Origin of the sequence: Allostella sp. (assembly GCF_041913585.1) — a bacterium.
GTDB lineage: Bacteria > Pseudomonadota > Alphaproteobacteria > ATCC43930 > Allostellaceae > Allostella.
Window position 1 is genome coordinate 1 of sequence record NZ_JAYSFE010000190.1, and the last position, 6,241, is coordinate 6,241.

Sequence of the window (6,241 nt, forward strand, 5' to 3'; positions counted from 1 at the left end):
CCGACCGGCATCAGCTTGAACCCGCAGGTGACCCGCGGCTGCACCGGATGGTCCTCCAGGCGCGGCAGGTGGTGCAGCCCGAAGGAGTGCCAGACGACGATGTCGGTGTCGGCGACCGGCCGGTCCCGGGCGGTCCAGGCCGGCAGTCCTTCGGCGCCCGTCGAGTGGTTCATGAAGTCCCCGGCGGGGAAGCGTTCGTCGGCCCGGTACGGCGTCACCCAGAGGTGGTTGTAGATGAACCCGGCGCGCCGGCCGGACGGTCCGGCGGGATCGAGGAAGGGCTGCACCGCCGACGGCGTCTCCAGCTTGTAGCCGGTCGGCCCACCGACATGGTTGCGGCGCCCGCGGTTGACGATCTTCCAGTAGCGCATGCGCTCGAAATCGACGCGTCGGCGTGCCTCCAGCTCGGTCGCGAGCGGCCGCTCGACGACCTTGAAGGCGTTGCCCATCGGGTTGCCCGGTCCCATCGGCGGCGCCACCGTGTCGCATTCGACGACCGTGTTCTCCGGTCCGTCGACCTCCATGTCGAGGCGGGCGCAGAAGATGTGCTGGTGGATGTGGCCGACGACGCCGGGCGCGACCTCGGTGCCGTACTCCTGCAGCGTGCCGGGAACGCAGGCGGCGGTGTTGATGATGCCGGTCGCCTTCATCTCGAACTCGATCGTGCCTTCCTGGTAGAGGTACCAGTAGCAGCAGTACTCGTAGTTCCCGACGGTGGTGATCGACGACACGACGAGCCGGCGCAGCCGCCGCGTCTCGGTCCGCTCGGTGCGGAAGTCGAAATGCTTCCAGGCGAGCCCGGCATCCTCCTCATGGATGCAGATGGCGCTCGGGATGACCCGCGGATTGCCGAGGATGTCGTGGAGGACGACGTCGAGATAGTGGATGTGGCCGAGGCAGTCGCAGCCGAGCTTCAGCGACTGGGCCAGCTTGCCGAACCCGTACTCGCCGGAATCGAAGACGTTCTTGCGGTAGTGGACGCCCTCGGGCGTGCCGTAGGGCACGACCATCTCGGCGATCGAGGCGCGGTAGAGGACCGGCCGGCGCTCGCCGCCGACGGTGTAGCCGATCTGGTGCAGCACCAGCCCCTCGCGGCCGGTGAAGCCGACGCGGAGGTCCCAGTTGTCCCAGACGATGCGGTTGCCCTCGACCGTGAAGCTCGGCCCCTCGGACTGGACGATGTCGAGCGGCTTCAGCGGCGGGCGCCGGCTCTCGATCAGGTCGGCGTCGTAGTTGATCGGCGTCATCGGCACCGGCACGAACCGGCCGGCCGCCGCGGCGTGGTCGTCGACTCGGATGACCTCGAACGTGTCGACGTCGACCGCGACGTTCAGTCCCTCGACCGGGTGGGCGTAGTAGTTGTCGAACTCGAAAGCGCGCCGCCAGACGAAGGTGTAGGCGACGCGCCGGCCGGCTTCGCCCTCGCCCGGAAAGTTGCCGGCCGTCCAGGGATCGACGCAGACGAGGTCCATGCGGTCGATGCCGCGCCGGCGGATCGCCTCCTGGAAGCGCGGATCGGCCTTCGCCGCCGCCTCGATCCGCATGAACTCCTCGGGCGAGAACATCGGCCGGGCGTCCGCGAGGTACTCCGTGCCGGTCACCTGGCCGGCGTCGAGATCGACGGTGCCGGTCCAGACCCCGGCCGCGCCGCGGCGATAGACGGTGAAGCGGGCGGCGCGGGGCACCGCCGCGCCCGCCACATGTTGGCGGACCATCGCCTTGTCCGGCTCCGCCAGGTCGATCGTCTCGACCTGCAGCGCGTCGCCCAGGGCGAAGTGCGCATGGAGGAGCCGCGCCGCCCGGGCGATTTCGTCGGCCGTCAGCGGGTCGAGCGGATGCAGGGCCCCCGGGCCCGTCCGGGTGACGAGCGTTCCATCCTCGGCCGGTGCCATGCTCCCCTCCTTCGCCAGACCGCGCCGGCAGAGGATAGCAGGCGCCATGCCACGCGCACCCCCGCCGTCAGCCGAGGCGCGCGATGCCGTCGATCTCGACCAGCGCCCGCTTCACCAGGCCGGTGACGCCGATGCAGGTCCGCGCCGGGCGGGCATCGACCGGGAAGAAGGTCGCATAGGCGGCGTTCATCGCCGCGTAGTCGCGGTCGAACTCGGTCAGGAAGACGCGGGCCGAGACGAGGCTGGCGAGCGACCCACCAAGGCCGCGCAGCACCCGGTCCATGTTGCGCAGCGCCTGCTCGGTCTGGGCGGCGATGCCGTCGAAGAGCGGCCCGTCCGGCTCGTCGAGGTCGCGACCGAGCTGGCCGGTGAGGAAGACCCAGCCATCGACGATGACGGCGTGGCTCGACGGCGAGATCGGCCGGGCGAGGCCCGGGATGATGTGGTGCCGGATCATGGTTGCTGCCCCCTGGAAACCGCTGGACGGCCACGATCCTAGCCTCGGCGGTCAGGCCTCCGCCATCGCCGCCGCCAGTTCTTCCTCGGCCGCCACCCACTCGCCCTCGGCCGCCGCGACGCGGCGGTCGAGCTCGGCCTTTGCCTTGAGGAGGTCCGGCACGGCGCCCGGCTCCCGGGTGTAGGTGGCAGGGTCGGCGAGGCGCTGCTCGATGCGGGCGCGCTCCTGCTCCAGCTTGTCGACGAGGGCGGCCGCCGCTTGCACCTTCTTGCGCAGGGGCGCCGCCGCCTGGCGGCGGCCGGCTGCCTCGCGCCGCTGCGCGCGGCGCTCGCTGTCGTTCGGAGCGTCGGCCTGCGGCGGCGGCCGGTCGCGGTTGAGCAGCAGCCGGCGGTAGTCGTCGAGGTCGCCCTCGAACGGCTTCACCGTCCCGTCCGCCACCAGCAGGAGCCGGTCGACCGTCGCTTCCAGCAGCGACCAGTCGTGGCTGACCATGACGACGGCGCCCTTGTAGTCGTTGAGCGCGGCGACGAGGGCGGCGCGCGCGTCGATGTCGAGATGGTTGGTCGGCTCGTCGAGGATCAGCAGCGACGGCGCCACCCGGCAGACCTGGGCCAGCGCAAGCCGCGCCTTCTCGCCGCCGGACAGGTCCTTCGCCTTCACGTCCGCCTTCTGCTGCGAGAGCCCGAAGCGGCCGAGATAGGCGCGGATCGCGGGCTCCCGCAGGTCCGGCATGGCGCGCGCCATCTGCTCGGCGGCGGTCGACTCCGCGTCGAGTGCGTCGAGCTGATGCTGGGCGAAGAACCCGACCGTCAGCTTCGGCGAGCGCGTGACGCGACCGGACATCGGCGTCAGGGTGCCGGCGAAGAGCTTGGCCAGTGTCGACTTGCCGTTTCCGTTGGCCCCGAGCAGGCCGATGCGGTCGTCCGGATCGACCCGGAGGTCGAGCCGCTTCAGGACCGCCCGGCCGTCATAGCCGACCGACGCCTGGTCGCAGGTGATGATCGGCGGCGCCAGTTCGATCGGGTCCGGGAACTGGAAGACCACGTGCGGGTCCTCGGCGACGGCGGCCGGGGGCGGCAGCTTGGCGATTGCCTTGAGCCGGCTCTGCGCCTGCCTTGCCTTCGACGCCTTGTAGCGGAAGCGGTCGACAAAGGCCTGCATGTGCTTGCGCTGCGCCTCGATCGTGCGGGCGAAGGCCGCCTCGTGCGCGCGCCGCTCGGCCCGCAGCCGTTCGAACGTGTCGTAGTTGCCGCCATAGAGCGTCAGGCGACGCTGCGACAGGTGGAGGATCTGGTTGACCGCCGAGTTGAGCAGCGTCCGGTCGTGGCTGATGACCAGCAGCGTGTGCGGATAGCGCGCCAGGTGGCCTTCCAGCCACATGGTCGCCTCGAGGTCGAGATGGTTGGTCGGCTCGTCGAGGAGCAGCAGGTCGGGCTCGGCGAAGAGCGCGGCCGCAAGCGCGACGCGCATCCGCCAGCCGCCGGAAAAGCTGGCGAGCGGCCGCGCCTGCGCCTCGGCGTCGAAGCCGAGCCCGTGCAGGATCGCGGCGGCCCGCGCCGGGGCCGACTGCGCCCCGATCGCCGAGAGATGGGCGTGGATGTCGGCCATCTCCTCCGGCGGCGCGGTCTCCAGCGCCGCCAGCAGGCGGGCGCGCTCGGCATCGGCGGCGAGCACGGCGTCCAGCGGCGTGGTCTCGCCCTCGGGCGCCTCCTGGGCGACGAAGCCGATGCGCGCGCCGGCCCGGATCGCGATCGAGCCGCCGTCGGGCTGGAGACGCCCGAGCAGCAGGTCGAAGAGCGTCGACTTGCCGGTGCCGTTCGGCCCGACGATGCCGACCCGGCTGTCGTCGGGGATGGTGGCGTCGGCACCGTCGAAGAGGACCCGCCCCGCGATGCGGTAGGTCATGGAGCGGATTTCGATCATGGCGGCGCTGCATATCACGCGGCCGGCGCCCGATCCAATCGCTCCCGGTGATCCGATCCGCTATGGATGACGAACATAAGGCCTGCTTTGGAAGGATGCGCGATGGAGACGCTGAACCGCCTACCGCCCGGCCTGCTCGCGGACGCGCCCCCGGTGCTGCGCCCGACCCGCGAGGAAGCCGAAGCGGCCGTGCGGACCCTGATCGCCTGGGCCGGAGACGACGTCGAGCGCGAGGGGCTGGCCGACACGCCGGCGCGGGTCGCGCGCGCCTACGAGGAGTTCTTCCGCGGCTACGACGCCGATCCGGTGGCGCTGCTCGCGCGCACCTTCGAAGAAACCGACGGCTACGACGAGATGGTCCTCCTGAAGGACATCCGCTTCGAATCCCACTGCGAGCACCATCTCGTGCCGATCATCGGCCGCGCCCACGTCGCCTACCTGCCGCGGCACCGGGTGGTGGGCATCAGCAAGCTGGCGCGGGTGGTCGACGCCTTCGCCCGCCGGCTGCAGATCCAGGAAAAGCTGACGGCGCAGATCGCGCAGGCGATCGACGAAGTGCTGCAGCCGGACGGCGTCGCCGTCGTCATCGAGGCGCAGCACCAGTGCATGACGACCCGCGGCGTCCACAAGCCGGGCGTGACCATGGTCACCAGCCGGATGATCGGCCGGTTCCGCACCGATCTCGCGACGCGCCGCGAGTTCCTGGCGATGGTTGCAGCGCCGGCCTGAAGGCCGGCGCGTCAGGTCAGGGCCGCGTCGCCGTCGTCGAACAGGATGGTGAGGCGGCCGCCGAGCGAGGCGTTGATGACGACCTCGCCGTCGACCGCCTGCTGCAGCAGATCAATGATCTCGCGGCGGCCGTTCGGATCGAGGTAGTAGAGCTCGTCCTTGTCCGGATCGAAGTCGCGGATCACGACATCGGAGCGCTCGCCCTCCTCGTAGACGAAGATGTCGCGATCCTCGCCGGCATAGGCGACCGCCTCGCCCGGGGCGAAGTGGAAGATGTTGGTGCCGCTGCCGCCGATCAGCACGGCGTCGCCGTCCGACGCGAGCAGCAGGTCGTCGCCGCTGTCCCCGGACAGGGTGTCGTTGCCGGAGAAGCCCTGCAGCGTGTCGTCGCCCTTGCCGCCATAGAGCAGGTCGTTGCCCTGGCCGCCGAGCAGCAGGTCGTTGCCCTGCCCGCCATGCAGATGGTCGTCGCCGTCGCCGCCGGCGAGGAGGTCGTTGCCATCGCCGCCGAGTACGGTGTCGTCGCCCCGCCCGCCGAGGACGACGTCGTCGCCGGCCCCGGCCAGGATCAGGTCGCGGCCGTCGCCGCCGGCCAGGAAGTCGGCGCCGCCGGTACCGACCAGCGTATCGTCGGCGCCGCCGCCCTCCAGGACCACGCCGTCGAAGCTCCCCCGGACCGGAACGAAGTCGGCCTCTTCGGTCGTCTGGAGCGGCGGAACATCGAATTCCTGCGGACCGGCGACGACCGGCTCGCTCGCGACCGGCGTATCGACGGACGCACCTGCGTCCGCGTCGACCTCCACCGCTTCGACCTGCGGCTCGGGCCCGGCGTCGGCGGCATCGTCCTCCGTGCCGTCGCCGGCCACCGTCTCGTCGCCGGCCGTGCCGTCCGGCTCGTCCGGCAGCGTCCAGGATGCGACGGAGTCGGGCGCGACCGGCGGTTCCGGCGCGTCGTCGGCCGGCGCCGAAGCGATCTCCTGTCGGTCGAGGAACTCGCTCAGCGCCTCCAGGGACAGCCCGAGCGCGGCCGCGGTGACCACCAGATGGGAATAGAGCGCATCGCCGGAGGCCCGGCCGACGGTACGATCGGGAAAGACCAGGACCCGGTCCACGAGGTCGCGGATATCGCGCGATTCGAAGACGACGTCGGCGGCGGCGTGATGGACGACGAAGGTCCCGTCGATGCGCGCGAAATGCGCCAGCACTTCGCCCGTCCCGCGGCCGACGAAGAGAAACCAGG

General features: G+C 71.2%; 5 protein-coding genes. 1 reads left to right on the forward strand and 4 read right to left on the reverse strand.

All coding sequences use genetic code 11. From position 1 onward, the window contains the following. From ACE3Q3_RS22345 to ACE3Q3_RS22355, 3 genes are all read right to left on the reverse strand, one after another. Window positions 1-1,892: primary-amine oxidase (locus tag ACE3Q3_RS22345; RefSeq protein ID WP_374449726.1), on the reverse strand; the 1,892-nt coding region annotated here is incomplete at its 3' end. Window positions 1,893-1,959: 67 nt separating this feature from the next. Then, window positions 1,960-2,349, reverse strand: coding sequence for a RidA family protein (locus ACE3Q3_RS22350; RefSeq protein WP_374449728.1), 390 nt, complete (start codon window positions 2,347-2,349; stop codon window positions 1,960-1,962). Window positions 2,350-2,400: 51 nt separating this feature from the next. After that, window positions 2,401-4,254, reverse strand: coding sequence for an ABC-F family ATP-binding cassette domain-containing protein (locus tag ACE3Q3_RS22355; RefSeq protein ID WP_374449730.1), 1,854 nt, complete (start codon window positions 4,252-4,254; stop codon window positions 2,401-2,403). A 120-nt stretch (window positions 4,255-4,374) separates the two neighbouring features. On the opposite strand from ACE3Q3_RS22355, the gene folE reads away from it, so the two are divergent. Continuing rightward, window positions 4,375-5,001, forward strand: coding sequence for a GTP cyclohydrolase I FolE (gene folE / locus ACE3Q3_RS22360; RefSeq protein WP_374449732.1), 627 nt, complete (start codon window positions 4,375-4,377; stop codon window positions 4,999-5,001). Window positions 5,002-5,012: 11 nt separating this feature from the next. On the opposite strand, the gene ACE3Q3_RS22365 is transcribed toward folE, so the two are convergent. Beyond that, the coding region (locus tag ACE3Q3_RS22365; RefSeq protein ID WP_374449734.1) for a calcium-binding protein at window positions 5,013-6,241 on the reverse strand (1,229 nt) is incomplete at its 5' end.

Coding starts and splice junctions, on each gene's coding strand:
- ACE3Q3_RS22350 (WP_374449728.1), bottom strand. CDS start 2,349: ATGATCCGGCACCACATCATCCCGGGCCTCGCCCGGCCGATCTCGCCG.
- ACE3Q3_RS22355 (WP_374449730.1), bottom strand. CDS start 4,254: ATGACCTACCGCATCGCGGGGCGGGTCCTCTTCGACGGTGCCGACGCC.
- folE (WP_374449732.1), top strand. CDS start 4,375: ATGGAGACGCTGAACCGCCTACCGCCCGGCCTGCTCGCGGACGCGCCC.